Origin of the sequence: uncultured Tateyamaria sp., assembly GCF_947494755.1 — a bacterium.
In the GTDB taxonomy this organism is placed as follows: domain Bacteria; phylum Pseudomonadota; class Alphaproteobacteria; order Rhodobacterales; family Rhodobacteraceae; genus Tateyamaria.
The window spans coordinates 477282-501791 of sequence record NZ_CANLVZ010000001.1; the positions used below are offsets into that span (position 1 = coordinate 477282).

Here is a 24510-nt window from a genome sequence, read left to right on the forward strand (position 1 = left end):
TGCTGATCGTCGCGGTGCGCCCGCTGTTTTCGAACTCTTTTCTGGCGCACGTTCTTGTTGTGTTCTATTGTGACGGCATGCGGACGGATTTGCAGACAACACAAGCCAAAGGGCGCGGCGCGGTGACCAACGCGGTCAGCCGCTATGATGCGCTGACCCGGCACAGCGAGCCGGATGGCTGGGACCGGGATGAGGACCTGCCCACCTTGCGCACCGAAGTCAGCATTGAGCGGCCCCGCAGCCTGATCAGCTACAATCGCTCGCCCGATTTGCCCTTTGATCGGTCGATCAACCCCTACAGGGGCTGCGAACATGGCTGTGTCTATTGCTTTGCCCGGCCCAGCCACGCCTATTTGGGTCTTTCGCCGGGCCTTGATTTCGAAACCCGACTGATCGCCCGCCCGGATGCCCCGGATGTGCTGCGGGCCGAGTTGGGACGCAAAGGTTACAAGGTCGCGCCATTGGCCATCGGGACCAACACCGACCCTTATCAACCTATCGAGAAAGAGCACGAAATCATGCGCCGCTGCCTTGAGGTGCTCGAGGGGTGCGGCCACCCCGTTGCCATCGTAACCAAAGGTGCGTTGATTGAACGCGACATTGATATTCTCGCCCGTATGGCTCGGCGGGGGCTGATACGTGTGGGTATTTCGGTGACCACGCTCGATCCGGCCCTGTCCCGCGCGATGGAGCCGCGCGCGCCTGCACCGGCCCGGCGCTTGGCGATGATCCGGTGCCTTGCGCAGGCGGGCATTCCGGTGCGCATCATGGCCTCGCCCATGGTGCCCGCGCTCAGCGACCCCGAGCTTGAGGCGATCCTTGCGGCGGGCAAGGACGCAGGCGCGCGCACAGCCAGTTGGATCATGCTGCGCCTGCCACGCGAGGTGTCGCCGCTTTGGCAGGAATGGCTGGCGGTCACATACCCCGACCGGGCCGCACGCATCATGGCGCGCCTGCGCGAGATGCACGGGGGCAAAGAATATGACGCGGCCTGGGGGCGGCGCATGCGCGGGGAGGGACCATATGCCGAGATTATCGCGCATCGCTTTACCGTCGCCATCAAGCGTTTGGGATTAAAGGAAAAAGGCCAGCCAATGCGCTGTGACCTGTTCCGCCCACCGCGCCCGGACCGTGACCAGTTGGAGCTGTTTTAGGCCGCACGCCGGCCGCGCCGTTTGCGGATCGGTGTTTCGCCGTCTCCCGTGCCGTCATTGGCCGAGGAAAACGCACCAAGCGCGGCGACGATTGCCTCCAAGGTAGGTGCGGATTGGCGTGGCCGGGTGTCGAGGGCAGCGCGCATGTGGCGCAAATGATCGGGCGTGGTGCCACAGCACCCGCCGATGATGCTGGCCCCGCAGTCGCGCGCCAGCACGGCATAGTCGGCCATCAACTCGGGCGTCCCATCATAGTGGATGTGCCCGTCGTGATATTTCGGGATGCCCGCGTTGCCCTTGGCGATCAGGGGCAATTCGGTGCCGGTCGCAGCAAAGCCGAGCAAGGTGCGCAACAGGTCAGACGCGCCGGTGCCGCAATTGGCCCCAAAGGCGGCTGGCGGATTGTCGAGGCCCGCCACAAGCGAGGCCATGTTCGTGCTTGTCACACCCATCATGGTGCGCCCGGCGGTGTCAAAGCTCATCGTGCCGACCCATGGCAGACCCGCCAGCGCAAAGCCTTCGGCGGCGGCGCTGTATTCCTCGGGGGCTGAAATCGTCTCGAGCCAGCCGATATCCGCGCCGCCTGCTTTCAGACCCGCAGCCGTTTCGTGAAACATCTCTACGGCGTTGGCGTGGGTGAGTTCGCCCACAGGTTCCATGATCTCGCCGGTCGGCCCGACGGACCCTGCGACGATCACCTTGCGCCCGGCGGCATCGGCCACATTGCGCGCCAGTTCGGCGGAGATTTTGCTCAGTTCGAAGGCGCGGTGGCCTGCATCGTGCAGTTTCAGACGCGATGCATTGGCCCCGAAAGAATTGGTCAGGAACACGTCGCTGCCGGCATCCACCGCCCCTTTGTAAAGCGCGGTGATCTTTTCGGGTTCGTCCTCATTCCACATCTCTGGCGCGTCGCCCGACATCAGGCCCATCGCAAACAGGTTCGTTCCCGTGGCACCATCGGCCAGCAAAGTCCCTTTTTCAGCGAGCAGTTCGGTCAGTGCGTTGCTCATGGCGGTCTCCTCGCGCGCGTGTTCCATCTTCTGTCTCACGTGGCGGTTTTTGAGGCCAGTTCATAATTCTCATCATTAACATGAGGTCCACTTGAGGATGCGGGTGGCAAAGGCAGGGGGTTGTGCACGGCGCGGGTGAGGTCGGCCAACCCGAAGGCAAGCGCGCGCCAACTGCGTGCGGCACCGTAGCGCGGGACCCATTGCGGCGCAAAGCTGGACTTGAACTGACGCAATCCGGGCCCGCCCGCACGTGAAGAAATCTGTTGCGCCGCCCATCGCCAGAGGGCGCTTGCCGGATCGGGGCAGGCCGGGGTTGCGGCCAGACAGAATTGGGTCGCACCTGCGCGTTGCGCGTGGGTGATGGCGGCGTGCACAAGCGCGTGCATCGTGCCATCCGGTGCGGTTTGATCGTGGCGCATCAGGTCGAGACACCACTCCGTCTCTGACCGGTGGGCCGTTACGAACGCGATCAGGGTGCCCGCGACATAGGCGCAGCCAACCCATTGATCTTGAACATAACCCTCTGCGAACCGACCCATGCTGCCACCGCGCGCGGGCCCGTGGGCGCGCTGCCAAGCGGTATCGATCCGCGTCATGGCAGCAAGGGGCAGCGGCGCGCCACCGCGCACCAAAACCCCGGCCTTGTCCGCCGCGCGCAACTTGCGCCGCAGCGTTCGCCGTGTCGGCAGGGACGGGGTGTAGCTTGCTGTGTCGATCATCGCATCGTCGGCCATATGAAGCACGCGCCAACCGGATGCCCGCGCTTTCTGTGCCAATCGTGGCCCGCATTTGTAGATCATGGGCAGGTGCCCCATCTGCCGCGCCGCTGTGCGCAGGTGGCAGAGTGCGGCGTCGCAGGGGCCGGCCACGGGATCGCCGAACAGCGTCAGCGTCTGCCCGGTGAGCCATAGCGCAAGCTCGCTGGACCCGGATCGCGCAATCTGTCCGCCGTTTTGCAGGACCACCCCGACTTCGCTGCGTGGAGCGTTGTGACATGTGACCGGCGGCGCAGGGGGACGATCAGAGCTTTGGCAAGGCCGCAGAAGCGCAAGTGCCGCAAGGCCCGCGGGCAGTGCAAAATAGATCAGACGGTAGCCTAGAATTGCAGCCAAGACGGGGCCGGGATCACCAAGGGGCAGGGCGGCGACCAGGACCAGTTCGAACGGCCCGACACCGCCCGGTGTATTCGAAATCAGCCCGCAGCCCAAGGCGATCAGGAACAACGGAAAGAAGGCGGTAAAGGGTAACGTCCCCGTTGGCAACAGCACAAACAGCGCGGCTGCCGCCAAAGCGGTATCAAGCAGCGACCATCCAAGAATAGCGCGCACTTTCAAAAGGTTGGGCAGGGGCAAGGTGCGCCCGAACACGCGAATATGCGGCCACCAGAACAGCAACGCAGCCACGACAGGCACCGCAGCAGTCACCATGACAGCGGGCCAGAATGCCCACGCCGGGGCGGGCAGGATCAGGCAGGCCAATGCGGTGATCACCATCCATGCGCTCACGAATGTCAGAGAGACAAAGGCCGACAGGCTGAGCGCGGTCGAGAATGACAGGTCTGGCAACATCCGCCAGCGCGCGATGGCCCCTGTCAGCAAGCCGAAGCCGAGCGTCTGGCCGAGTGCGATTCCCGCGGCCCCTGATCGTCGCGCATCACGGGGCGCGATTCCGGTATTGAGCGCGGTATGAGCCACGGCGTCATATTGGGCGACGGCCCAGAAACTGCCGAGCGTCAGCAGCCCGGCCACCGCCCATTGCAGTCCTGCAATGCCAGCCAATTGGTTCGGCAGGCCCAGCACGACGTCGGATGACACTTTCTGGGACAGCGCAAACAGACAGCCCGCCAGGATGAGGACGGGCAGGCCCGCCCGCAGGGCGACCTTGAGTGACGATGACAGTAAAACAGCGCGCATCGCACACCCTCCCGATCCCGAAAATCCCGGTATCAGGGGTAGGGGATGAAGGTGCCTCAAAGATTAAGGCGCACGACGCGAATGCAGACAATCCAAATAAAAACGCGCAGGCCAAGGGATGGTCTGCGCGTGCGAATTTACTTTAAGACTGGCTTAAAGATCCTTGAAATCAGTCGATTTCACTTAGGATTTGCGCCTTGGCCTGACCCATCAGCTCGGCCATTTTGGCGCGGATCGTGGCCTCGTCCGCCTTGTCACCCAGATCGCCTGACACCTTGCGGTAGACGTCTTCATGGCCAGCCTCCTCGAAATCGGACTTCACGACGTCGCGGGCGTATTCTGCGGCCTCATCCCCGGTCTTGCCCAAAAGCTCCGCAGCCCACAGACCCAGCAACTTGTTGCGTCGTGCGTCCGCCTTGAACTGCATTTCGGCGTCATGTGCATATTTCGATTCGAATGCGTTCTCGCGGTCGTCAAAGCTGCTCATCTGTCAAAGCCCTCGTGTTAATGTAGAGTTATAACAAGATATGCGAAGGCAGGGCTCTGTGCGCAACCCCTTTGCTTGCGGCAATTCACCCGATTGCTTAAGAGGGCGCAACGGCGGGCCGCATCCAGGCACACGCCAGAGCCGAGAGGACGCCCATGGCGCGACGCAAGAAGATTTACGAAGGCAAAGCCAAAATCCTGTATGAAGGCCCCGAGCCAGGCACAATTGTGCAGTATTTCAAGGATGACGCGACCGCCTTCAACGCCCAGAAAAAGGACGTCATCGAAGGCAAAGGAGTGCTCAACAACCGCCTGAGCGAGTATTTCATGACCGGTTTGGCGCAGATTGGCGTGCCGACCCACTTTATGAAGCGGCTGAACATGCGCGAGCAGCTTGTGCGGTCCTGCGAGATCGTGCCGCTTGAGGTGATCGTGCGCAACTATGCGGCGGGCACCATGAGCCAGCGTTTGGGCATCGAGGAGGGTACGCAACTGCCCCGGCCCATCGTTGAATATTGCTACAAGGACGATTCCCTTGGCGATCCGCTCGTAACCGAGGAACATATCGCCGCCTTTGGCTGGGCCAGCCAGCAGGACATGGACGATATCCTGAGCCTCGCGCTGCGTGTCAACGACTTCCTGTCGGGTGTGATGCTGGCGGTGGGTATCCGTCTGGTGGACTTCAAGATCGAGGTGGGCCGCGTCTATGATGGCGACTTTCAGCGCCTGATCATCGCCGATGAGATCAGCCCGGACAGTTGCCGTTTGTGGGATATCGAGACGGGCCAGAAGCTCGACAAGGACGTGTTCCGCCGCGATCTGGGCAATCTGGCCGACGCCTACACCGAAGTGGCCCGCCGATTGGGCGTGTTGCCCAAGACATCGACCCCGATCACCAAACCGACGCTGATCAACTGAGCCGGCGTTTTTTGCATATTTTTGGAACAATGAAAGGCAAGGCATGAAAGCGACTGTGCATGTGATGCTGAAAACCGGTGTGCTGGATCCACAGGGCGAGGCGGTGCGCCATGCGCTTGGCGCGTTGGGTTTTGACGGTGTGAACGGCGTGCGTCAGGGCAAGGTGATCGAGCTGGATCTGGCCGAGGGGACGTCTGCGGCGGATGTGGAGGCGATGTGCGAGCGTCTGCTGGCCAACACGGTCATCGAAAGCTACCGGGTGGATATGCCATGAAGGCGGCGGTCGTCGTTTTCCCCGGCTCGAACTGTGATCGCGACTTGGCGGTGGCCTTCAAGGCCGCAGGGGCCGAAGTCGAGATGGTCTGGCACAAGGACACCGACTTACCCGCAGGCATTGATATCGTGGGCGTGCCGGGCGGTTTTTCCTTTGGCGACTATTTGCGCTGCGGGGCCATCGCGGCGAACTCGCCCATCTGCCGCGCGGTCAAGACCCATGCAGATCGTGGCGGCTATGTCCTTGGAGTATGCAACGGCTTTCAGGTGCTGACCGAAACCGGGGTTCTGCCCGGCGCACTGCTGCGCAATGCGGGCCTCAAATACATCTGCAAGACGGTGCGCCTGCGGGTCGAGACGGAGATGTCGGATTACCTGAGCGGCTACGGCAAAGGGGACGAGATCGACATCCCCATCGCCCATCACGACGGCAATTACTTTGCCGATGAAGAGACCCTGATGCGATTGCGCGGCGGGGACCGGATCGCGTTCACTTACGTGGACAACCCAAACGGGTCCTGCCACGACATCGCCGGTATCCTGTCGGAAAACAGACGCGTCCTTGGCATGATGCCGCACCCCGAGCGGGCGGCGGATTTGGGCCATGGGGGCACCGATGGGCAAGCGTTGTTTCGCGCACTGGCAGGGCAGTTAACGGCTGCGTGACTTGATGAGGGTGACGTATGGGCAGTAGGGTCGACGAATGCCAGTGACCCGAGCAGCACCCACACCCAATCCTGACCCGCGCGCGCGCGCGACAAGCTGGCGGGTGCGCCTGGCACTTGGTCTGTTGACCGTAGCTGCTGTTGCCACGGTCTATTTCACCAACCGCCTTCTGACCGACCGCTTTACCGAGACGACGCGCAACCGCGCTGAATTGCGGCTGGCGCTCTATTCCGGCAACCTGCTGAGCGAGTTGCGCCAGAATGCGATTGTGCCGCAACTTCTGGCGCGCGACCCGACGCTTATCGGGGCGTTGAACTCGGAGGACTATCAGCAATCCACGCAGCGCCTGATTTCCTTTGTCGAGGAGATTGGGGCGGCCAACCTGATCCTGCTCGACAGCGATGGGCGCGCTGTGGCGGCGACCGACCGTAATCGCCTTGGCTCCAATCACCGGATGGAGGCCTATTTCATCGACGCCTTCCGCGCCACTGACACCATCTTTACCGCAGCTGAGCGCGAATCGGGCGGCTTTGCCTTTACCTATTCGCGGCGCATCACGGCGGGCAATGACGTGTTGGGGGTGATCGCGGTCGAGGTCGATCTGCAAAAATTCGAGCGGGCCTGGTCGGGCATTTCAGCGGCTGTGCTGGTCACTGACAGCACGGGCCAGATCATCCTTGCCACCGAACCCCGCTGGCGGGGGCGTTCAGAAGAAGAGGCGCTGGCGCGGCAGACCCCGCAAAGCGCTATTGAGCGCGCCATTCGCGCCACCGCCGACTGGACCGCGCTGCCCCCCGACGCCTATTTGCAAGGCGAAGGCGTGATGCGGCTGGAAAACCGTATTCCGTTTCGCGGCTGGCGCATGACGTCCTTCACCACCTACGCGTCAGTGCGGGAACGGGTGAATGGGGTGCTCGCGCTCGAGATCATGGGATTCGCGATTTTGCTTGCGCTGTCTTTCTATGCGCTCAGCCGCCGCTCGGCTTTGCGCATGGCTTTGTTTGCGCGCGAGTCGGCAGAGCTTCGCCATCTGAACGTGCAGTTGCAGCGGGAAATTGCCGAACGCAAACGGGTGCAGGAAGACCTTGCCGTGGCCGAACAAACCCTTGAACAATCATCCAAACTTGCGGCTTTGGGCGAGATGTCAGCGGCGGTCAGTCACGAGCTGAACCAGCCCCTTGCGGCGATGAAAACCTATCTGGCGGGCGCGCGTTTGTTGCTGCGCCGCAATCGCCCCGACGAGGCGCTGGTCAGCTTTGGACGCATCGACGATCTGATCGAGCGGATGGGGGCCATTACCCGCCAGCTCAAGTCCTATGCGCGCAAAGGGCAGGACGTGTTCAGCCCTGTAAACATGGGTGATGCGCTCGCCTCGAGCCTGTCGATGATGGAACCACAACTGCGTCAGCGCCGGGTGCTCATCAACCGCATGGTGCCGCCCGAACCCATCGAAGTGTTGGGCGACCGGATGCGCATCGAACAGGTGATGGTCAACCTCTTGCGCAACGCCATCGACGCCACCAAATCAGAGATGGAACCCAAGGTGGACATCATCCTTTCGGCGGGCGAAACCGCGACCCTCACGGTGCGTGACAACGGCCCAGGTATTGTTGATCTGGATGCGCTGTTCGAGCCGTTTTATACGACCAAGCAGCCCGGGGACGGGGTCGGCTTGGGCCTTGCCATCTCGTCCGGCATTGTAAACGATTTGGGCGGACGGTTGACCGCGCGCAATGGACAGGCTGGCGGGGCCGTCTTTGAGATGCAGTTGCCCATCCTTGATGAGGATGCGGATCGGGACAATAAAATCGCAGCGGCGGAGTAGATCACAATGACCCAAGCCATGAAAATCGCCATCGTCGATGATGAGCAGGACATGCGCCAATCCATCAGCCAGTGGCTGGCGTTGTCTGGTTATGACACCGAAACCTTTGCCAGTGCCGAAGATGCGCTCAAGGTCCTTGGCCCTGAATATCCCGGTATCGTCATTTCCGACATCAAGATGCCCGGCATGGACGGGATGCAGTTCCTGAAAAAGCTGATGGGCAATGACAGTGCCCTGCCGGTCATCATGATCACCGGCCACGGTGATGTGCCCATGGCGGTCGAGGCGATGCGGGTGGGGGCGTTCGATTTCCTTGAAAAGCCGTTCAACCCCGATCGGATGTCCGAGCTGGCCAAAAAGGCGACCAGCGCGCGCCGCCTGACCATGGACAACCGTGTGTTGCGCCGCGAGTTGTCCGATGGCGGGCAGTTGATGAAAAAGCTGATCGGGCAGTCCCCGGTGATGGAGCGGCTGCGCGAGGACATCCTTGATCTTGGCCAAGCCGACGGGCACGTGCTGATCGATGGGGAGACGGGTACAGGCAAAACGCTCGTGGCCCATGCGCTGCACGCCGTGGGCAGCCGCGCGGGCAAGAAATTCGTGCTGGTGAGTTGTTCGGCCTGGGAAGAGGACGCGCTCGCCAAGCGCCTGTTTGGCCCCATGTTGCCCGAGGATGCCCAATTGCCCGCCATCGAAGAGGCGCGGGGGGGCACCTTGGTGCTTGAAGATATCGAAGCACTGAGCGAGGGCCTGCAGGCGCGCCTGCTGTCCGTCATCAACGAACAGGGCACCCCCGCCGAAACCCGCATCGTGGGTATCTGCAACATGCAGGAGGCGGGCAAGACCTGCGAGGACGCGCTGCGCCCCGATCTGTTTTATCGTTTGGCCGCGCTCAAGATCACCGTACCGCCCTTGCGCCAGCGCGGCGAAGATATCCTGACGTTGTTCACGCGCCTTGGCGATCAGTTTGCCGATGAATATGGCTGCGACGCGCCCAAGGTGTCGGCCCAAGAGGCGGCTCAACTGTTGCAGGCCCCGTGGCCGGGCAACGTGCGCCAGTTGATCAACATCGCGGAGCGGGCTGTGCTGCAATCGCGGCGCGGCACAGGGTCCATTGCATCCCTGCTGATGAACGATCACGAAGAAATGCAGCCGGTGATGACGACCGAGGGCAAGCCGCTGAAAGAGTACGTCGAGGCGTTCGAGCGGATGCTGATCGACAACACAATGCGGCGCCACAAGGGCTCTATCGCCTCGGTCATGGACGAGTTGTGCCTGCCGCGCCGGACGCTAAACGAGAAGATGGCGAAATACGGGTTGCAGCGGTCGGACTACCTCTGATCTCTGTTTGAATGCGTTAGATGATGTGATGGCAGTACAGCTTTCGCATGGACCTCGTTCGTGCAAAAACGCGCCCTGAGATCAACGAAAATCGGGGCGCGGGCATGACCCCTCCAGACGCATTTCTGTTCGATATGGACGGTCTGCTGCTCGACACTGAACGGGTGTACCTGCGCGAAGCCGTCGCCCTGCTGACACCAACGGGTCTGGATGAGCAGGAGGTGCAAGCGTTCTTTGAAACGATGTCTAGGCACCAGCGGGGCGCGGGCATTGGGCTTGCTGACCGACTTTCTCGGAGATGGCGATCTGGCGGCGGCTTTCAACGGCAAGTGGCACGCCAATGTCGCCGCAGCACTCACTGACGGCGTGGCCCTCAAACGGACTGTGCGTGCCACACTGGCAGCATTGGCGTCAGCCGGGCATCGCATGGCTGTCGTTACCTCAACCCACGAGGCACCGGCGCGTCGCCACTTGCAGCAGGCCGGTCTATTGGCCCATTTCGAGGTGGTGACGGGTGGGGATCAGGTGTCCGCAAACAAGCCAGACCCGGCACCGTATCGCGAAACCGCTGCTGCTCTGGGGCTTGATCCGGCGCGCTGCGCCGCCTTTGAAGACAGCGATCCGGGCATCACGGCGGCAACACAGGCAGGCTGGCGCGCAGTGCAGGTGCCCGATGTCCGCCCTGCACATGCACCCTTGCCCGACCTTGGCCAGCAGGTCGCCTCGACAGTGTGGGAGGCGGTTGCTCTTTTCGGCGTCCTGCCAAAAGATCAGACAAACGCAGTCGCCTCCTGACGATTGCGCGCAGCAGGTGAAGGCCCACCTGCTCACCGGCGTGGTGGCAACCCTTGATGCGTGGGCAGGCCTTCGGGGATCAGATGGAAGGGTTGGGTGTCGCAGGTGTAGATCGCCATGGAGGGCTGACCGAAATCTGCGGGCGTATCCAAGGTGCCCGCCTTCAGGATGATATAGGGCATGTCGGGGCGGCGCGTTTCGATATGCGTGCCGCAATCGGCGCAAAACCCGCGCGTGACCGCACCTTCGAGGTTCGGGCGGGTGAAGTGTTTGAGGGTGCCGCGCGTGTAGGTCAGCCCGTCTGCGGGCAGCAGCATGTAATAGTTCGGACCCCCGCCACTGAACTACTGGCAGGCGCGGCAATGGCACTGTGCTGACATCAACGGCGCGCCCGGCACCTCATAGCGCAGCGCGCCGCAATAGCATCCACCTAGCATGATCTGCCCTCCGTGTCTGGCGATAGGATTGCAGTGTCATTCGTCCCTCCTTGAGACGCAGGAGAGGCGGGTCGACGGGGTGCGTGCCTGTTCTCGCATTTGGTCATTGTATTTGTATCACCATTCCTCTTATCTAGGGGTATGGGGCACCGACGCGCATTCGCGTCGCTCCAGTGTTTGAGTTTCGCTGTATGGACCTGCAGGGCGGCATAACCCCCCGAAATGTTCGACAGACCGATTGGGTCTCGCAAGAGGCCACGAGATGCTGACGCAGGTGAAAGCCTGGCGCAGCTTATGAACGGATACGCCGCCCCAAGGGGCGAGTCGTGTCGGAGAAGAACCGCGATGACGCGCGTGAGGACATTAAAAACCCCAGCAGAAGGCCCCTTGGGTCAGGCCTGCCGCGTGTCGCAGATCGCTTTAACAAGACACCCCCAATCAACGCTGGCGCCCCCGGGCGACCGGCTAAGTTGCGGGTGCAATGGACTTTTATGCCTAAGAAAATGCTTATCGATGCCACCCACGCGGAAGAGACCCGCGTCGTGGTGGTGGACGGAAACAAGGTCGAGGAGTTTGACTTTGAATCCGAAAACAAACGCCAGCTTGCCGGCAACATCTATCTCGCAAAAGTAACACGGGTCGAACCTTCGCTTCAGGCGGCCTTTGTGGACTATGGTGGCAACCGCCACGGCTTCCTCGCGTTTTCCGAAATTCACCCCGACTACTATCAGATCCCTGTCGCCGACCGCGAGGCGCTGATGGAAGAAGAGCGCGCCTATGTCGAAGCGCAGCGCGCCCGCGACGAGGCCGAGGAAAAGCCCAAACCCAAACGCTCGCGCCGCTCCAAAGCGTCTAAGGCGAAGAACGACGATCCCACCACCTCGACGGACGTGGAGGGGATGGAGACCATCGACCTTGAGGACGACGTGCCCGAGGACGAGGCTGCATCGCCCATGGAAACTGTTGCCGAGACGCCCGTGGAAACACCCGCAGCGGACGAGGCCGACGATGATGATCACGCCGCGGACGATGATGACGATCCCAAGGCGTCCGATGCCACATCAAAGGATGACAGCATCGAGTCGGTCGCCGACGAGGACGACAGCGACGACATCCGCCCGGTGCGCAAACCGCGCCCCAAACGCTACAAGATCCAGGAGGTCGTCAAGGTCCGCCAGATCCTGCTCGTGCAGGTTGTGAAAGAAGAACGCGGCAACAAGGGTGCGGCCCTGACCACGTATCTGTCTCTGGCCGGGCGCTACTGCGTGCTGATGCCCAACACCGCACGCGGGGGCGGCATTTCTCGCAAGATCACCAATGCGGCGGATCGCAAAAAGCTCAAGGAAATCGCCAACGAGATTGACGTGCCCCAAGGCGCGGGCCTGATCGTGCGCACCGCCGGGGCCCAACGCACCAAGGCAGAAATCAAGCGCGACTACGAATACCTGCAACGCCTCTGGGAACAGATCCGCGAGCTGACGCTGAAATCCATTGCGCCCGCCAAGATCTACGAAGAGGGCGATCTGATCAAACGCTCGATCCGCGACCTTTATAACCGCGAGATCGACGAGGTGTTCGTCGAAGGCGAGCGGGGCTATCGCACCGCCAAGGACTTCATGAAGATGATCATGCCGTCTCACGCCAAAAACGTGAAACGCTATGAGGAAACGCTGCCGCTTTTCGCGCGCTATCAGGTCGAAACGTATTTGGGTGGTATGTTCAACCCGACCGTCCAGTTGAAATCGGGCGGCTATATCGTGATCGGCATCACCGAGGCCCTTGTGGCCATCGACGTGAACTCCGGCCGCTCCACCAAGGAAGGCTCGATTGAGGAAACCGCCCTCAAGACCAACCTCGAGGCTGCCGAAGAAGTCGCACGTCAGTTGCGGCTGCGCGACCTTGCAGGGTTGATCGTCATCGACTTCATCGACATGGACGAACGCCGCAACAACACCGCCGTTGAAAAGCGGATGAAGGACAAGCTGAAAACCGACCGCGCGCGTATTCAGGTGGGCCGCATCTCGGGCTTTGGTCTGATGGAGATGTCGCGCCAGCGCCTGCGCCCGGGCATGATCGAGGCGACAACGCAGCCTTGCGCAGCCTGTCACGGCACCGGTCTGATCCGCTCGGACGACAATCTGGCCCTGTCGATCCTGCGCCAGATCGAGGAAGAAGGGACGCGCCGCCGCTCGCGCGAGGTGCTGGTCAAATGCCCTGTCGGCATCGCCAACTTCCTGATGAATCAGAAACGCGAACATATCGCCCAGATCGAAGCGCGCTACGGTCTGTCGGTCCGGATCGAGGGGGAACCGCATCTGGTCAGCCCCGACTTCACGGTCGAAAAGTTCAAGACTGCAACGCGGGTTGTGAAACCTGCGGCGGCCCATGTGGTGTCTGTCGACACTTCGCTGATGGATCAGATTGACGAGGATGAAGCGGACACAGATGTGGACGCCAGCGAAGCGCCCGAGGCGTCCTCGACCAAATCGGACTCGAACGGTGCCCATCACAATGGCGAAGACGGCGAAGGCAAGCCCAAGCGCCGTCGGCGTCGGCGGCGTCGTGGTCGTGGCAAGTCCTCCGGGGATGAGCAGAATGGTGAGGATCAGAACGCCGAAGGTGACGCCAATGAGGGCACCGAGCCAGAGTCCGCATCCGAAGTTGCCGCTGAGTCGGTCGAAGCAACCGACGGCGATGCAGAGGTAAGGAAGACGCCCAAGCGCACCCGTCGCAAATCTACGACAGCAGCGCCTGAGACCGCCAAAGAGGACCCGCCTGCCGCTGAACCTGAAGCGGCACCCGAGGCCGCGCCAGAAACGGCTGAGGAAGAGGCCCCCAAGCCGAAACCCCGCCGCTCGCGCAAGAAAGCGGCAGCCCCCGAGGCAGAGGCGGAGACCAAGGCCGAACCCGCACCAGAGCCGGAAGTGGCTGCGGCAGAGCCGGTTGCACAAGCACCGGCACCCACGCCCGAACCCGTGGCCGCCGAACCCGCGGCCCCCGAAGAGCCACCCAAGCCAAAGAAACGCGGCTGGTGGTCGCTTGGCAAATAAGCCAACCGGATAAGCAGATAAGAGGGCGTGCCTGACCGGCGCGCCCTTACTTTTTTCGGATCACGTAGGTCTGTACTGGGCCCTCAAGATCGCTGGACACCAATATGTGCCCCGCCTCTGCACAGAAATGCGGCACGTCCACCACAGCCGCCGGATCATCGGCCTGCATCGTCAATGCCTCACCCGAAGCCAGCGCCATCAGCCGCTTGCGCGCCTTGAGGACGGGCAGGGGGCACAGCAGCCCGGTTGCATCAAGGGTGTGTGGATCATCCATGCTTCTCAGATAGGCGCGATGTTTCAGCCTGTCCACAGACATGTGACCGAATACCACGTGACCTGCGACCCTGCACAGGTTAGGTGCGAGATTATGTTCGGAATTGATATCATCGACGCAAGTCTGATCCCCGCGATGAGCGTGGCGCTGCTTGCAGGCATACTGAGCTTTCTCAGCCCCTGTGTGCTGCCGATTGTGCCGCCCTACCTGGCCTATATGTCCGGCCTGAGCGTGGGTGAGATGTCTGATGACCGCACGCAGCGCAATCGCGTGACCATTACGGCCCTGTTCTTTGTGCTCGGCCTGTCGACCGTTTTTCTGATCCTTGGGTTCACTGCGTCGGTCTTTGCGCAATATTTCCTGCAAAATCAGGTGCTTTTCGCCCAGATTTCGGGGGCCGTCATCATGATCTTTGGCCTGCACTTTCTGGGTGTCTTTCGCATCCCGTTTCTGGACCGCGAGGCGCGTATGGATGCAGGCGACCGGGGTGGATCGGCCTTTGGGGCCTACATCCTCGGGCTGGCCTTTGCCTTTGGCTGGACGCCCTGCATCGGCCCGCAATTGGGCGCGATCCTAACGCTGGCCGCCTCTGAGGCATCCGTCACGCGCGGCACGGTTTTGCTGGGCATTTACGCGCTTGGGCTTGGCATTCCCTTCCTGCTGGCGGCCATGTTCATGAGCCGGGCGATGGGCCTGATGAACCGCCTCAAGCGCCACATGGTGCTGATCGAGCGGGTCATGGGCGGGCTGTTGTTGCTGGTGGGGGCGGCGATGCTGTTCGGTCTGTTCACGCGCTTCTCCTTCTGGCTGCTCGAGCAATTCCCGGCATTGGCCACTCTGGGCTAGGTGCAACGCCTTACTTTGGCCCAAGAAACCCGCTAGAGTGCGCCAAAATCAGGTGCAGTCATGAGCAGTTCGCATCCCCCCAAAGTGAGCCGTCGCCGGGTGTTCTACATCCCCGGTTATGACCCGATTCATCCCCGCCGCTACCGTGAGTTGTACCGTCGCGAGGGGGCCGCGCAGGCCAAGGTTTCTGGCTACAAGCTTGCGCTGAAACCGGGGGCGGGCAGCGGTCACTATGGCTGGCAGGTGGATACGTGCATCGACGGGACCGACACCCATGCCGATATCGAAGTGCTGGTCTGGTCAGACATCGTGCGCGACAGCATGGACGCCTCGATCCCCGGGACGTATCTGCAACTGCTGCGCACCGCATGGATTTACATCACCACCGGTGCGCTGTGGCGGCTAATGCGCCTGCGCAAGGGGCCGGTGTTGGCAGCCCTTTATCCGGTGGCGATGTTGCTGGGGCAATTGCTGTTGGCCGTCGTGATATGGTCGTTGGTGGCGCGACTTGGGGCCCTGACAGGGACCATGGGCGCATGGGTTGGTGTGGCTGGGGGAGCGGTCGTATTCGTGGCACTGCTGCGCTGGTTCAAGGCCAAGGACGGCAAGTTTTTCGCCTACTACCTGATGCACGACTACGCCTATTCCGCCGCCTCGCGCGGGGCAAACCCGCCCGCGCTCGAGGCGCGGATGTCGGAGTTTCAGAACAGCATTGCCGCCGCCCTGAACACGGACGCAGACGAGGTGCTGGTGGTTGGCCACTCCTCGGGCGCGCATCTGGCGGTGTCGATCCTCGCCGATCTGATCCGCGCCAGAAAGGTCGCGCCTGACGGGCCCGCATTGGGGTTCCTGTCGCTTGGGCAGGTGGTGCCTATGGTGTCCTTCCTGCCCGCCGCGCACCGGCTGCGTGCCGACCTGCAATACCTGTCGCGCCGGGACGAGCTGACTTGGGTGGACGTGACAGCACCCGGCGATGGCTGCGCCTTCGCGCTATGCGATCCGGTGGCAGTCTCGGGCGTGGCCCCGGCAGACAAACGCTGGCCGCTGGTCTTTTCCGCCGCCTTTACCCAGACCCTCAGCCCTGAACGGTGGAAGGCGCTGCGCTGGCGGTTCTTCCGGTTGCATTTCCAATACATGTGCGCCTTCGATCGACCCAAAGACTATGACTATTTCCAGATCACGGCGGGTCCGCTGACGCTTGGTGCGCGCTATGCGGATCGCCCGGCGTCAAAGTCGCGGATCGACCACGCCGTGTCCAAATACACCTCCGTCGCCGCATGATCCCGCCCAAGCCCGCCAGCCGCCCGGACCGCGTGTCGCTGTGGCGCTATATGCAGCTCTTTCGCCGCGACATCCTGTCGGCGCAGCCCGCGCGGCTCTATCGCGCGTGGATGGCCGAATTTCGCACACCGTTCTTTCGCAGCTATCTGATGAACCAGCCCGATCTTGTGAAGACCGTGCTGAAGGATCGTCCCGACGATTTCCCGAAATCGGACCGGATCGGCGAGGGGTTGCGCCCGCTGCTCGGTAACTCGGTGTTCCTGACCAATGGCGAAACATGGAAGCGGCAGCGGCGCATCATCGACCCGGCGTTCGAGGGCGGGCGGCTGCGCGAGACATTTCCGGCAATGTGGGCCGCCTCAGAAGCCGCCGCCGCGCGATTGCCCGATGGGGTCACGGAGATCGAGGAACAGACCAGCCATGCCGCCGCCGATGTGATCTTTCGCACGCTGTTTTCTATTCCGATCGAGAATGAGCTGGCCAGTGCGGTGTTTCACGAATTCCGGGCCTATCAGCGCAGCCAGCCGATCCTGAACCTTGCGGCCTTCGTGCCGCTGCCAAGATGGATGCCGCGCCTGTTTCGTCGTGACACGCGGGCCAGTGCGGCGCGGATCAGGGCGCTGATCACGCAACTGGTTGCGCAGCGGGCAGACGAGATCGCGCAAGGGACAGCACCGGATGACCTGGCGACCAAGATCATGACGACTGCGGACCCCGAAACCGGCGACACGTTCTCGGCCGAGGAAATGGTGGATCAGGTCGCGATCTTCTTCCTCGCGGGGCACGAGACGAGCGCGTCGGCCTTGGCCTGGGCGCTCTATCTGCTGGCGCTCTATCCCGATTGGCAGGCGAAGGTTGCAAGTGAGGCACAGGCGCTCCAGGACTGCGATTTCGGCGTCATGTCGAAACTGCCGGTCACCCGCGAGGTGTTCCGCGAGACTCTGCGCCTCTACCCGCCCGTGCCGATGATGGTGCGCGAGGCGACGTGCCCGGAACGGTTCCGCGACCGGGATGTGCGCAAAGGCAGTCAGTTGGTGCTCAGCCCCTGGCACCTGCACCGACACACCCGACTTTGGGACAGGCCTGACGATTTCGACCCCGCCCGCTGGCATACCGAGAACGGTAAGACCTGTCAGCGCGACGCCTTCATCCCGTTTTCCGCAGGGGCACGGGTGTGTACGGGCGCGGGCTTTGCCATGGTCGAGGGGCCGCTGATTCTCGCGAGATTGCTGCGTGATACCGAAGTTACGGTGGTGCCTGAGCGTGTTCCAGTGCCTGTGGCACACCTTACGGTGCGGGCGCAGGACGGCATATGGCTGAATTTGCGCAAACGGCAGCGCTAACATGGGTTCGGCGGGATTACCCGCGCGGTCCGAATGGGTTAGTTCTGATATATCAGAAACTTGACGCCGGAGACGACCATGCCCGATTTTGCGAAAATGCGCGACCAGATGGAAAACGGGGCTGGCTTTATCGCGGCTTTGGACCAGTCGGGTGGCTCGACGCCAAAGGCGCTGGCGCTCTACGGGGTGGACGCGGCCGAGTACGACAGCGAAGAGGCGATGTTCGCTGAAATCCAGCGGATGCGGGCGCGGATCATGACGGCCCCAGACTTTACCAGCCAAAAGGTCATCGGCACGATCCTGTTTGAAAAGACTCTTGGAGAACAGATCGAGGGGCAGGCGGTGCCATCCTATCTGTGGGACAAGCGCGGCGTCGTGCCCTTCCTCAAGATCGACAAGGGACTGATGGAAGAACGCGACGATGTTCAGGTGCTGAAACCTATTCCGGGGCTGGCGGACACACTGGCCGCTGCCAGGGAAATGGGGGTCTACGGGACCAAGGAACGCTCGGTCGTGCATGGTGCCAATGCGGCGGGCGTTGATGCCATCGTCGCCAACCAGTTCGAGGTGGCCCATGCGGTGATTGAGGCGGGCATGGTGCCGATCATCGAGCCCGAGGTGAATATCAAGTCCGCCACCAAAGCCGAGGCCGAGGCGCTGCTGGCCGATGCCCTGATGCGCCACACGGAACAGCTTGGCGACGGGCAAAACATCATGCTGAAACTCACGCTGCCTGAACAACCGGGTCTATATGATGCGCTGGCGGATCATCCGCGTGTGATGCGCGTGGTCGCCCTGTCGGGCGGTTATTCCACGCAGGACGCCAGCGCACGGCTCGCGCAGAACCACAAGATGATCGCAAGTTTCAGCCGTGCCCTGACCGAAGGGTTGCAGCGGGATATGGACGAAGACGGATTCCGCGCCGCCCTTGGCAGCAATATCGACCAGATCTATCGGGCGTCAATCGCCTGAACGGTCCTTGTACCACGCAAGCACATAGACCCGGATCGCCGAGGCGAGGCCGACATCAGCTTCACGTGATGCATCAATGTCGCTGGCCAATACGTTGATTGGAATGGATTGTGCGGCGGCAATGTCGCGGAACGCTGTCCAGAATTCAGGTTCCAGTGATACGCTGGTGCGGTGCCCTTTGAGGGTCAATGAGTGCTTTTGGGGCCGTGTGCTCAATGCTCAGCCCAGAAGCGACGCGCCGGATCCAGCGCCCCAATCCGTTCATAGGTGTTCAACAGGCGCGCCAAAGCCCCTGTATTGGCATGAATGTAGCGCCGGGCGCGCCGCAATGCCCGGGCGCGACGTCGTGCGGCATAATCAATCTCGTGGTCCATAAAGACACCTGCTCGTCGTAATCAGCGCCAAACATGGCCGCCTATTATGGCTATTCAATGCCATCATCTGATCCGTTCGGGGGCGTTTGCAGGGCTTTACCGTCGAAAATGCGCGTCACGCGGGAGTTTTCGCCTTTGGCGCGCATTTTCTGATCTTTGGTCAGCCCGAACCGCACCGCATTCGCGTCCGCCTGCGCCTTTGCGGTCGTGCGGGCGCGGGCCTTGCGGATTTTGTTCAGGTTGACGGGCTGATCGCTCATGGGCGGCTCACGTGGGTCCAATCATGTTTTCGGGGCGCACCACGCGGTTGAACGTTTCCTCATCCACAAAGCCGAGGGCAATCGCCTCTTCCAGCAGGGTGGTGCCGTTCTTGTGCGCGGTCTTGGCGACCTTGGTGGCGTTGTCATAGCCGATTTCGGGCGCAAGGGCCGTGACCAGCATCAGGGATTCACGCATCAGCTTGTCGATACGCACCTCGTCCGCTTGCAGCCCGTCCACCAGATTGTCGGTAAAGGCCGAGGCCGCATCGCCTAACAATTGCATGGATTGCAGCACGTTATAGGCCATCATGGGCTTGTAGACGTTCAACTCGAAATGCCCTTGTGAACCCGCAAAGCCGACAGCCGCGTCATTGCCCATCACGTGCGCGCAAACCTGGGTCAACGCCTCGCATTGGGTCGGGTTGACCTTGCCCGGCATGATGGACGAGCCGGGTTCGTTCTCGGGCAACACCAACTCGCCCAGACCACAGCGCGGGCCTGATCCAAGCAGGCGGATGTCATTGGCGATCTTGAACAGCGACGCAGCAACCGTCTTCAGTGCGCCTGATATTTCGACCATAGCGTCGTGGGCGGCCAGCGCCTCGAACTTGTTGGGTGCCGTGACAAAGGGCAGGTCGGTGATGTCGGCCATATGGGCCGCAACCGCCTCGGCCCAGCCCACTTGGGTGTTGAGGCCCGTGCCCACAGCCGTGCCACCCTGGGCCAGCTCGTAAATGCGGCCAAGCGCGTCCTTCACGCGCTGGATGCCCATTGCGACCTGATGGGTGTAGCCGGAAAATTCCTGACTGAGCGTCAGGGGGGTGGCGTCCTGCGTGTGCGTGCGGCCGATCTTGATGATGCCGTCAAAGGCCTCGACCTTGGACTGCAGCGCGGCGTGCAGCTTTTCGAGCCCCGGCAACAGCACATCGCGTGCCGTCATCGCGGTCGATATGTGCATGGCCGTCGGGAAGGTGTCGTTGGAGGACTGGCCCATGTTGCAGTGATCGTTGGGGTGGACGGGGTCTTTCGATCCGATCACGCCGCCCAGAATTTCGATGGCACGGTTTGCGATGACTTCATTGGCGTTCATATTCGACTGGGTGCCGGACCCGGTCTGCCATACCACAAGCGGAAAGTTGTCGTCGAACTTGCCTGCGACCACTTCGCCCGCCGCTTCGATGATGGCGTCCGCAAGGCGCGCCTCCAGCGTGCCCTGAGCCTTGTTCTGCATCGCGCAGGCTTTCTTGATCACCCCAAGGGCGCGCACGATGGGCAGGGGCTGTTTTTCCCAGCCAATCGGAAAGTTCATGATCGAACGTTGGGTTTGGGCGCCCCAGTATTTGTCGGCCGGAACCTCAAGCGGTCCAAAGCTGTCGGATTCGGTGCGGGTCTCGGCCATGGGCGGCTCCTTGCTGGTATATGTTGTCGCCTCTAGCATGTACCGAGGCTACGCGGCGTAAACAAGCGCAGCGCGGGGTTGCTGCAATGCGGGCACATGGATGTGATGCAAAACACGTGTAAGTTAACGATTGAGTACCTATATTGAGCCTAGAAAGATGCGCGCAACCAAGGAAATCAGCCCATGAACACCACCCGCACCGCCACATGGCCGGTCTTGCGCCCGATGATCGGGGCCTTGATGGCGCTGAGCGTCGCGCTGCTCTTGCTGGCAGGGCAGGCTAGGGCGGAGTTGGACGCGTTTTACGGCAGCTATGCAGGCTCGGCCGAAGTGACCGCGCTGGATGGCAGTAAAATTCCGCGCGACATGAGCGTCGTGATTTCGGGCACAAAGGCCGGATTTCAGGTGCAATGGACCTCCGTGACCTATCGCCCTGACGGAAGCACCAAAGAAAAATCCTATACCATCGATTTTGTCCCGAGCGACCGCGAAGCTGTCTATGCCGCCGCGCAAAAGAAGAACGTGTTCGGGCATGAGGTGCAGCTTGATCCGATGAAAGGCGAACCCTATGTCTGGGCGCGCGTTTCGGGGCAAACCTTGACGGTGTATTCGCTGTTTGTCGGCGCGGATGGGGGCTATAGCCTGCAACAATATGACCGGACGCTGGCCGAGGGCGGCTTGCAATTGCGCTTTCAGACCATTCGGGATGGGGCCATTCAACGCGCGGTCGAGACGTTTCTGACCAAAAGCTAGAAGTTACTTGCGGAAACTGTCGAGAGAGACGACTTCGGCGTCCTTGCCCGTTTCCGTGTCCTTGGTGTCGGCATCCACGTCCTTTGGGGCGGATGTCGCATGGCTTGGCATGATCTCGGGCGGTGTGGTGACAGCGGCATCGTCGCCGTCCTCGTCCTGCGATTCAAAGCGCAGCCCGAATTCCACCGATGGGTCCACAAAGGTCTTGATCGCGTCGTAAGGGATATAAAGCGGCTCTGGCGCATCCCCGAAGTTCAGCGTCACGGCAAACCCTTCGACACCCACGTCCAGCTTATCATACCAGTGCTGCATCACGACCGTCATTTCGCCGGGGTAGCGATCACTCAGCCAGTCCGCCAGTTCGGCATCCGGGTGGCTGGTGTCAAAGGTGATGAAAAAGTGGTGCGAGCCGGGCAGCCCATTGTCTGCCACGTCGAGCAATACCTTGCGAATGAGACCGCGCATGGCCTCATGCATCAGGTTGCCGTAATCTATGCTCCGGCTCATGGCGCTCCTCATGGGTTACATCTCCACCATATCCCAATTTATCGCCGTGAAAAGAGGGGCGCGCGCAATGAGGCGGATTAAGTGAGCCCGTTCAGCGATATCGCGCAACCAAGCACCGCCATAAGCGCCAGAACCAACAGCAAAGGCAGCCTCGCGCCCAGCATCAGGACGCCTGCGAGACCCGTCAGGATCAATGCCCAAAAGTTGAGCGTGTCAATATCTGGGATCGGCAACGCGAGCCCGGGCATGGTCGCCACCTCGCCAAACAGCACGTGCAACGCAAACCAGACCGACAGGTTCAAAATAACGCCGACCACGGCCGCCGTGATGGCCGCCAGGGCCGCCGCCAGCCGAGGGCGCGCCGCGATCTGGTCGAGGTATGGGCCCGCCGCGAAAATCCACAAGAAACACGGCGTGAAGGTGACCCACAGCGCCACGCCCCCCGCGATAACCGCCATGCCAAGACCGCCCTGCGCATAGCCTGCCAGCAGGGCCACAAATTGCGTCACTAGGATCAGCGGGCCCGGCGTGGTTTCAGCGAGCCCCAGAGCGTCGATCATCTGCCCGGTGCTGATCCAGCCGAACTCCTGCACCACCGTTTGGGTCATATAGGCGAGCACCGCATAGGCCCCGCCAAAGGTGACCACCGCCAGCTTGGAGAAGAACAGCGCGACCTCAAGCAGAAAGGCTTGATCCGCGATCCATAGCAGCGCCACGGGGCTGGCCCAGATCGCCCCCCAAGTCGCAATTATCCGGGGCGTGTTGGTGCGTGCGGGGGCACCGGGCACGGCCGGGGTCTGAGGCGGGGTTGAGAGAGATCCAAACAGCCCGGCTGCAATCACGATGAGGGGAAACGGCACCCCGAAGGCAAAGAGGGCAATGAAAGCAAGCCCGGCCAACATCCACGCAGCGGCCCCCTTCAACGCCTTTGTGCCAAGGCGTAGCAGTGCTTGCAGCACCACCACGATCACCGCAGCTTTGACCCCCAGAAATGCGGCCTGCACCAAAGGCAGATTGCCGAAATGGACGTATCCGATGGCAAGGCCAAATATCACGCAGGCTCCGGGCATGACAAACAGCAAACCGGCGAGCAGTCCGCCCGCCACGCCGCGCAGCCGCCAGCCCGCATAGGTGGCCAGCTGCATCGCTTCGGGGCCAGGCAACAACATGCACAGCGACAGGGCGCGCAGATACTCCGCCTCAGTCAGCCACTTTTCGCGGCTGACAAGGGCGTCGTGCATCAACGCGATCTGAGCAGCGGGGCCGCCAAACGACAGCAAGCCGATCCGGCCAAACACGCGGGTCATGTGGGTCCAATCGGGCTGCATTATGTCACCTCGCGCAACGCAGTGAGGTGCGCGGCCCATGCAGTGTCAAGAATGGGCAAGGCGGCGGCGCATGCGGTTTCGGGCCGGTCGCATTGCGCTCCTGCGGCTTTCAGCAAGGGCAACCAACCGGGCGTTCCCTTATCTATTTCAGTCAGGAATGCCGATAACGAGGGATGATCAAGGCCGAAGCGCGTGCAAAACGCGGCCAGCGAGGTAAGGCTGGGCGCGGTTGCACCAAAGCGCATCGCGACCTCGTCGCACATGGCGGACGGGACCCACATCACGGTGGCGGCAGCATCAAACCAGCGGTAGATGACCCAAGCGGCCACGGTCGCGGCGTTTGAGTTGGCGGGCAACACCCATGGAGCGTCAATTTCGGGGTGCGCGTTCAGCGCGATGCGGGGCAGGTCGCGGGCCGCCCAATTCTGGTTGCCACCTTCAAGAGCGCGCGCCGCGATCCCTTGGGCGCGCAGCAGCGCCGCCGCCCCATGGCTGAGTTTCAACCCCTTTTGGCAGATCACAACCACTGGTCCCGGTGCCGGTCTGCAGCCGGCCCAGTCCTGAATGTCAAGATGCGAGACATGGCGCGCGCCTGGCACCCGCCACGGATCGGCGGCGATATCTTCGGGAATACAAACGTCAATCAGGGTAGGGGCTTGTGGTGTGGCAAGCGTGCGCATCACATCATCAGCGGAAATCGTGAGGGTCTGGTCCAATGGAGCATCCTTTGAGCATAACAAAAGATGCGACATTTGGGCCAAGGCGTTCCTGCGGCCTGATGGGGCAGTCGCGATTGGCCCCATGGGCAATGGGTATTGTGGCGACCGCGCGGCGTCAAGCCTTCAGGTGAGGCGATTGCCGCCCATCAGCAAGGGATAGACATCGGCTGGCAATTGGCCAAGCTGTTCGAAAAAGCGCAGCATATCGAACTGGGGATAGCTTTCGACCAGCACGCCGTCGGCTTGGCGTGACATGATCTGTTGATAGACGACCACAGCTTTGCCATCCGTGCGCGATGTGCATGAAACCTCGAGAAAGGCCGAGGCCCAATCACCGCTGTCGATGGCGTGGATGAACCGCACCTTGATATCGCGAACGAGCCGGTTGAGGATCAGCATCCACTCGCGCACCTCGCTCACATCAACGGCCCGGTCCGCGACAAGTATGGACTGCGTCGAGGCGGGCGCAAAATAGTCGTCGATTCGATCAAATTGGGCCTTTTCCCATATCTCGGTATAAAAGGCGCGCAGGATCTCGGACGTTTTCTTAGCCCGTGTTGCACCGCGTTGATATGGCTCGGACAAG

25 protein-coding genes and 1 pseudogene are annotated in these 24510 nt (G+C 61.8%); 13 read left to right on the forward strand and 13 right to left on the reverse strand.

What is annotated here, in order from left to right:
- Window positions 1-77 precede the first annotated feature (77 nt).
- Window positions 78-1154: a PA0069 family radical SAM protein gene (locus Q0908_RS02370; RefSeq protein ID WP_299280886.1), complete on the forward strand. Its 1077-nt coding sequence runs from the start codon at window positions 78-80 to the stop codon at window positions 1152-1154.
- Here the strand turns inward: Q0908_RS02370 and bmt are convergent.
- From bmt to Q0908_RS02385, 3 genes are all read right to left on the reverse strand, one after another.
- On the reverse strand, window positions 1151-2164 hold the full coding sequence (gene bmt, locus Q0908_RS02375) for a betaine--homocysteine S-methyltransferase (RefSeq protein WP_299280823.1): 1014 nt from the start codon (window positions 2162-2164) through the stop codon (window positions 1151-1153). The genes Q0908_RS02370 and bmt overlap by 4 nt on opposite strands.
- A gap of 35 nt (window positions 2165-2199) precedes the next feature.
- Window positions 2200-4077 (reverse strand): phosphatidylglycerol lysyltransferase domain-containing protein, encoded by a 1878-nt coding sequence (locus Q0908_RS02380; protein WP_299280824.1) that lies wholly within the window; start codon window positions 4075-4077, stop codon window positions 2200-2202.
- A gap of 169 nt (window positions 4078-4246) precedes the next feature.
- Window positions 4247-4564, reverse strand: coding sequence for a DUF1476 domain-containing protein (locus Q0908_RS02385; RefSeq protein ID WP_299280825.1), 318 nt, complete (start codon window positions 4562-4564; stop codon window positions 4247-4249).
- A 155-nt stretch (window positions 4565-4719) separates the two neighbouring features.
- On the opposite strand from Q0908_RS02385, the gene purC reads away from it, so the two are divergent.
- From purC to Q0908_RS02415, 6 genes are all read left to right on the forward strand, one after another.
- Window positions 4720-5481, forward strand: a complete 762-nt coding sequence (purC, locus tag Q0908_RS02390) for a phosphoribosylaminoimidazolesuccinocarboxamide synthase (protein ID WP_299280826.1) — start codon at window positions 4720-4722, stop codon at window positions 5479-5481.
- A 43-nt stretch (window positions 5482-5524) separates the two neighbouring features.
- Window positions 5525-5755, forward strand: coding sequence for a phosphoribosylformylglycinamidine synthase subunit PurS (purS, locus tag Q0908_RS02395; RefSeq protein WP_299280827.1), 231 nt, complete (start codon window positions 5525-5527; stop codon window positions 5753-5755).
- The gene (gene purQ, locus Q0908_RS02400) at window positions 5752-6420 is read left to right on the forward strand and encodes a phosphoribosylformylglycinamidine synthase subunit PurQ (RefSeq protein ID WP_299280828.1); all 669 of its coding nucleotides are present in this window, start codon (window positions 5752-5754) and stop codon (window positions 6418-6420) included. The genes purS and purQ overlap by 4 nt, the downstream gene beginning before the upstream one ends.
- A gap of 37 nt (window positions 6421-6457) precedes the next feature.
- Window positions 6458-8245, forward strand: coding sequence for an ATP-binding protein (locus Q0908_RS02405; RefSeq protein ID WP_299280829.1), 1788 nt, complete (start codon window positions 6458-6460; stop codon window positions 8243-8245).
- 6 nt (window positions 8246-8251) lie between these two features.
- Entirely contained in the window at window positions 8252-9586 is a 1335-nt protein-coding gene (locus tag Q0908_RS02410) for a sigma-54 dependent transcriptional regulator (protein WP_299280830.1), read from the forward strand.
- Between the two features lie 234 nt (window positions 9587-9820).
- On the forward strand, window positions 9821-10381 hold the full coding sequence (locus Q0908_RS02415) for an HAD family phosphatase (protein ID WP_299280831.1): 561 nt from the start codon (window positions 9821-9823) through the stop codon (window positions 10379-10381).
- Window positions 10382-10413: 32 nt separating this feature from the next.
- On the opposite strand, the pseudogene Q0908_RS02420 reads toward Q0908_RS02415, so the two are convergent.
- Window positions 10414-10710 (reverse strand): annotated as a pseudogene (locus Q0908_RS02420) (GFA family protein); the annotation flags it as partial.
- Window positions 10711-11309: 599 nt separating this feature from the next.
- On the opposite strand from Q0908_RS02420, the gene Q0908_RS02425 reads away from it, so the two are divergent.
- Window positions 11310-13868 (forward strand): ribonuclease E/G, encoded by a 2559-nt coding sequence (locus Q0908_RS02425; RefSeq protein WP_299280832.1) that lies wholly within the window; start codon window positions 11310-11312, stop codon window positions 13866-13868.
- Between the two features lie 46 nt (window positions 13869-13914).
- Here Q0908_RS02425 and Q0908_RS02430 read toward each other — a convergent pair whose 3' ends face one another.
- Window positions 13915-14142, reverse strand: coding sequence for a sulfurtransferase TusA family protein (locus Q0908_RS02430; protein ID WP_299280833.1), 228 nt, complete (start codon window positions 14140-14142; stop codon window positions 13915-13917).
- A 93-nt stretch (window positions 14143-14235) separates the two neighbouring features.
- Between Q0908_RS02430 and Q0908_RS02435 the strand changes: the two genes are divergently transcribed.
- The 4 genes from Q0908_RS02435 (at window position 14236) to Q0908_RS02450 (ending at window position 18584) form a co-directional block, all read left to right on the forward strand.
- Entirely contained in the window at window positions 14236-14988 is a 753-nt protein-coding gene (locus tag Q0908_RS02435; RefSeq protein WP_299280834.1) for a cytochrome c biogenesis protein CcdA, read from the forward strand.
- A 60-nt stretch (window positions 14989-15048) separates the two neighbouring features.
- Entirely contained in the window at window positions 15049-16269 is a 1221-nt protein-coding gene (locus Q0908_RS02440; protein WP_299280835.1) for a hypothetical protein, read from the forward strand.
- On the forward strand, window positions 16266-17612 hold the full coding sequence (locus Q0908_RS02445) for a cytochrome P450 (RefSeq protein ID WP_299280836.1): 1347 nt from the start codon (window positions 16266-16268) through the stop codon (window positions 17610-17612). Before Q0908_RS02440 ends, Q0908_RS02445 begins: the two co-directional genes overlap by 4 nt.
- A gap of 78 nt (window positions 17613-17690) precedes the next feature.
- Entirely contained in the window at window positions 17691-18584 is an 894-nt protein-coding gene (locus Q0908_RS02450) for a fructose bisphosphate aldolase (protein WP_299280837.1), read from the forward strand.
- On the opposite strand, the gene Q0908_RS02455 is transcribed toward Q0908_RS02450, so the two are convergent.
- From Q0908_RS02455 to fumC, 4 genes are read right to left on the reverse strand one after another with little or no spacing between them, the layout of a single operon-like run.
- Window positions 18573-18800 (reverse strand): ribbon-helix-helix domain-containing protein, encoded by a 228-nt coding sequence (locus tag Q0908_RS02455; RefSeq protein WP_299280838.1) that lies wholly within the window; start codon window positions 18798-18800, stop codon window positions 18573-18575. The genes Q0908_RS02450 and Q0908_RS02455 overlap by 12 nt on opposite strands.
- Window positions 18797-18958: a hypothetical protein gene (locus Q0908_RS02460; RefSeq protein ID WP_299147839.1), complete on the reverse strand. Its 162-nt coding sequence runs from the start codon at window positions 18956-18958 to the stop codon at window positions 18797-18799. Before Q0908_RS02460 ends, Q0908_RS02455 begins: the two co-directional genes overlap by 4 nt.
- A 50-nt stretch (window positions 18959-19008) precedes the next feature.
- The gene (locus Q0908_RS02465; protein WP_299280839.1) at window positions 19009-19218 is read right to left on the reverse strand and encodes a DUF4169 family protein; all 210 of its coding nucleotides are present in this window, start codon (window positions 19216-19218) and stop codon (window positions 19009-19011) included.
- A 7-nt stretch (window positions 19219-19225) separates the two neighbouring features.
- Window positions 19226-20617, reverse strand: a complete 1392-nt coding sequence (gene fumC / locus Q0908_RS02470; RefSeq protein ID WP_299280840.1) for a class II fumarate hydratase — start codon at window positions 20615-20617, stop codon at window positions 19226-19228.
- Between the two features lie 183 nt (window positions 20618-20800).
- Between fumC and Q0908_RS02475 the strand changes: the two genes are divergently transcribed.
- Window positions 20801-21370, forward strand: a complete 570-nt coding sequence (locus tag Q0908_RS02475; protein ID WP_299280841.1) for a hypothetical protein — start codon at window positions 20801-20803, stop codon at window positions 21368-21370.
- 3 nt (window positions 21371-21373) lie between these two features.
- Here Q0908_RS02475 and Q0908_RS02480 read toward each other — a convergent pair whose 3' ends face one another.
- The 4 genes from Q0908_RS02480 to Q0908_RS02495 form a co-directional block, all read right to left on the reverse strand.
- Window positions 21374-21877: a ClpXP protease specificity-enhancing factor SspB gene (locus Q0908_RS02480; protein ID WP_299280842.1), complete on the reverse strand. Its 504-nt coding sequence runs from the start codon at window positions 21875-21877 to the stop codon at window positions 21374-21376.
- A gap of 77 nt (window positions 21878-21954) precedes the next feature.
- Complete coding sequence (gene chrA / locus Q0908_RS02485; protein WP_299280843.1) at window positions 21955-23205, reverse strand: chromate efflux transporter; 1251 nt, start codon at window positions 23203-23205, stop codon at window positions 21955-21957.
- On the reverse strand, window positions 23205-23921 hold the full coding sequence (locus Q0908_RS02490) for a rhodanese-like domain-containing protein (protein ID WP_299280844.1): 717 nt from the start codon (window positions 23919-23921) through the stop codon (window positions 23205-23207). Before Q0908_RS02490 ends, chrA begins: the two co-directional genes overlap by 1 nt.
- 126 nt (window positions 23922-24047) lie before the next feature.
- On the reverse strand, window positions 24048-24509 hold the full coding sequence (locus Q0908_RS02495; protein WP_299280845.1) for an ester cyclase: 462 nt from the start codon (window positions 24507-24509) through the stop codon (window positions 24048-24050).
- Window position 24510 lies beyond the last annotated feature (1 nt).